This is a genomic window from Endozoicomonas sp. SESOKO2 (genome assembly GCF_024606245.1).
Taxonomy (GTDB): Bacteria; Pseudomonadota; Gammaproteobacteria; order Pseudomonadales; family Endozoicomonadaceae; genus Endozoicomonas_A.
Genome location: NZ_JAHHPQ010000767.1, coordinates 1 through 3,837 on the forward strand (window position 1 = coordinate 1; position 3,837 = coordinate 3,837).

A 3,837-nucleotide genomic window follows, 5' to 3' on the forward strand; every position below is an offset into this window, starting at 1 on the left:
GGCTCAACCGTTGACAAGACGCTTTGTTGTCGAGCTTGAACAGAAAACAGGTTCTTCAAACCAGAACTTTTCTATAAAAACTGACCAACAAATACTGTCGGGCACCTTGCCTGACATTGCCCGCACAAGAGACTATGCAGGATCAGATTTACCGCCTGATGAGAAACAGGGCAAACTAAATGGTTGCGAGCTAAAAACGACCATCATTGAATCCATTTCGTCGCTATGGCTACACGCCAATTATCTGTTGATGGGTTGCGAGCTGATCCTGACCAGCAAAAATACTCCACTCAGCTCCAACTCTTACTCATGGCCAGCTGTAGAAGTGCTTGTCGCTGTCGGTTGGCTTTTAAAGAGTTATTGGAATATCGACTCACCGTCGTTTAATCCGATAAAACTAAAAGAGCTATGTCGGGATCACCCGCTGGCGGCCGTCATAACAATACCCGGCTCTGGAAATAACCAGCAACAACGCCCTCCATCAGGGTCATCGGGGCAGCAAGCTCGGGAAGCCAACGCCCGCCCTGCAGGCTCTTTCAACAGCGTCCTTTATTCTGACTCTGCCGGTGATAGCGGAGGCTCACAACAGCATCTGCATACTTTGGGTTCAGATTGTTTCGTCTTTCCCTGTCATGGCGTTTGTCAATTCCGACCGTCATCCGACAGCACCGGGCCCGCTGACTGGCCGATGAATTATGCAGAACATTCGACAGGCCACACAGGCGCAAATCCCGAACAAAGCTCATGTCCACATCTGGACAATGGACACTGCGCAGAGTGCGCAGGTGACGTGACTGACACGAATGAACGACTCATGGATAGCATTGCTCGTCCCGCTGCTGCCATGGACACTGACGTAACGCCGGAATCCGATCCCTGCCCTATTTGTCTGATTCACTTTCATGACCGTGATGAAGCGACTGTGGTCGTCAAAAGTCAATGCTGTGGCCACTACTTCGATCTGGACTGTATTTCGACGTGTTTTGTCGAACAGCCCATCGGCTCTCGCCGTTGTGCAATGTGTCGGCAAAACCCGATGCCTATGGTGAATCAGAACACCGGTGAATCTCATCCGGATACATTTTTCCCCGATCAGGCGTTTTATCGTGCTTGTTTTGAAGGGGATTTGGATCAGGTGGAGAAGTCTCTGGCAGAGGGGGTCAATGTCAATGCTTTTATGAGTAATGGTCTCACTGCCTTGATGTTGGCATCCAGTCAGGGGCACAAGGACATCGTCGAACGCCTGATCAACGCCGGGGTGAATCTCAACGCCCGGCTTCCGGATGGCTCTACTTCGCTGTATATCGCAACCGAGATGGGCCATATCGAAATCGTGAAAACCCTGACCGGAGCCGGGGCAGATCTCAACGCCGCCTTGTCTAATGGCGCCACCCCGCTTTTGATCGCTATCCAACAAAATAACACCGGCTGCGTGAAGGTCCTGATCAATGGCGGGGCGGATCTCAATGCCGGGATTGAGGATGGCACCACCCCACTGTTCATCGCTGCCCAACAAAATAACAGCGACTGCGTGAAACTCCTGATTGAAGCCAGGGCGGATCTCAACGCCCGGACTATGAATGGCGCCACCCCACTGCTCATCGCTGCCGAGAACGGCCATACCGACATCGTGCAACTCCTGATCGAAGCCAAAGCGGATCTCAACGCCCGTACTGAGGATGGCGACACCCCGCTCTCCATGGCAGCTGAGATGGGTAATACCGACTGCCTGAAAGCCCTGATCGAAGCCAAGGCAAATCTCAACGCCCAGACTAATCATGGCTACACCCCGCTATTCATCGCTGCAAAAGAAAATAACACCAACTGCGTGAAACTCCTGATCGAAGCCGGGGCCGATCTCAACGCCCGTGCTGAGGATGGCGACACCCCGCTCTCCATGGCAGCTGAGATGGGCAATACCGACTGCTTGAAAGCCTTGATCGAAGCCAAGGCAAATCTCAACGCCCAGACTCATTATGGTTACACCCCGCTGTTTATCGCTGCACAAGAAAATAACACCGACTGCGTGAAACTCCTGATCGAAGCCGAGGCGGATCTCAATACCCGAACTGAGGACGGTGCCACCGCGCTGTTCATAGCAGCCCAGATGGGCAATACCAACAGCGTGAGACTCCTGATCAAGGCCGGAGCTGATCCCAACTCCGCCCTACCGGATGGCGCCACCCCGCTGTGCCTCGCTGCCCAAAAAAATAACCTCGGCTGCGTGAAAGTCCTGATCGAGGGCGGGGCGGATCTCAACCCTCGGACTGAGGTTGGCGCCACCCCGCTGTACGTCGCTGCTGGAAAAGGCAATACCAGCTGCGTGAAAATCCTGATCAACGCCGGGGCTGATCTCAACACCGCCATGTCGGATGGCACCACCCCAGTGTTCGTCGCCGCTCTGAGAGGCAATACCGACTGCGTGAAAGTCCTGATCGAAGCCAAAGCGGATCTAAACGTCCCCCGGACTTCTGATGGCGCCACCCCGCTATCCATCGCAACCGAGATGGGAAATACCGACTGTGTGAAGGCCCTGACCGAGACCGGGACAAGGTAAGGAACAGAGCTCTGTAGGGAACAGAGGCAAGGAAGGAAATAAAAAAGAGGCGTTATGTTACCCGGTAAACATGACTTTCAGGTGTTGAGGCTATCTGCAAAAAAACGGTGAAAAGTCGAGGTCCTGGCAGGGCTGAAAGCTTCCCCGGGCCAATTGAGAGAACTGTTAACTGCATAACTTGAGTTATTTTCTTGATCTATCCTTCCTCTCTGTTTAACAGGGTACAAGGATAGAATGACTAAGCACTCACTCTTTGCAGTACCATTGTTACTCATGACATTGCCCTTCGTCTGTCAGGCTCAACCGTTGACAAGACGTTTTGTTGTCGAGCTTGAACAGAGAACAGATTCTCTAAACCAAAACGTTTTTATAAAACCAGACCAACACACACTGTCGGGTACTTTGCCAGACATTGCCCACACAAAAGGCCATGCAGGATCGGATTTACCGTCCGATCAGAAACAAGACAGACTAAACGGCTGTGAGCTAAAAACGACCATCATTGAATCAATTTCGTGGCAATCGCTTTACGCCGCTCACCTGCTGGTTGGTCACGAACTGATCCTGACCATCAAAAATACCCCACTAAGCTCCACCTTTTATTCATGGCTGCCTCTGGAAGTGGCTGTCGCTGTCGGTTGGCTTTTAAAGAGTTATTGGAATATAAAATCACCGTCGTTTAATACAATAGAACAAAAAGAGCTGTGTCAAGGTCACCCGTTTGCGGCTATCATGATGATGCCTGGCTCTGGAAATCAACAGCAACAATACCCGCCATCGGAGTCATTGGGGCAGCAAGCTCAGGAAACCACCATCTGCCCTGTAGGCTCTTTCAGCAACTTCCCTTATTCATACTCTGCCGATGGTAACGGAGGCTCGCAGCAACATCTGCATACTTTGGGTTTAGATTGTTTCGTCTTGCCCTGTCATGGCGTTTGTCAATTCCGACCATCATTCGATAGCAGTGGACCCACTGAACGGCCGGTGAATTCTGCAGAAAATTCGACAGGTCACACAGGAGCATCGCCTGAACAAAGCTCATGCTTCCACTTGGTCAATGGACAATGCCCGGATTGTGCAGGTCATGTGACCAACGCGGGAATTCTACTCATGGATGGCATTGCTCGCCCCGCTGTCCCTATGGACACTGATGTACCGCTGGAGTGCGATCCCTGTCCTATTTGTCTGATTCACTTCCATTGTCATGATGAAGTGCCTGTGGTTGTCAAAACCCAATGTTGTGGCCACCGCTTCGATCTGGACTGTATTTCGAGGTGTTT

Annotated in this window: 2 protein-coding genes; both read left to right on the plus strand. The window is 51.8% G+C overall.

Translation table 11 applies throughout. The features are described from left to right. Positions 1-2,557 (plus strand): ankyrin repeat domain-containing protein (locus tag KDK17_RS18260; protein ID WP_257288738.1); only part of this gene is annotated, 2,557 nt, incomplete at its 5' end. A gap of 234 nt (positions 2,558-2,791) precedes the next feature. After that, positions 2,792-3,837 (plus strand): hypothetical protein (locus KDK17_RS18265; RefSeq protein WP_257288739.1); only part of this gene is annotated, 1,046 nt, incomplete at its 3' end.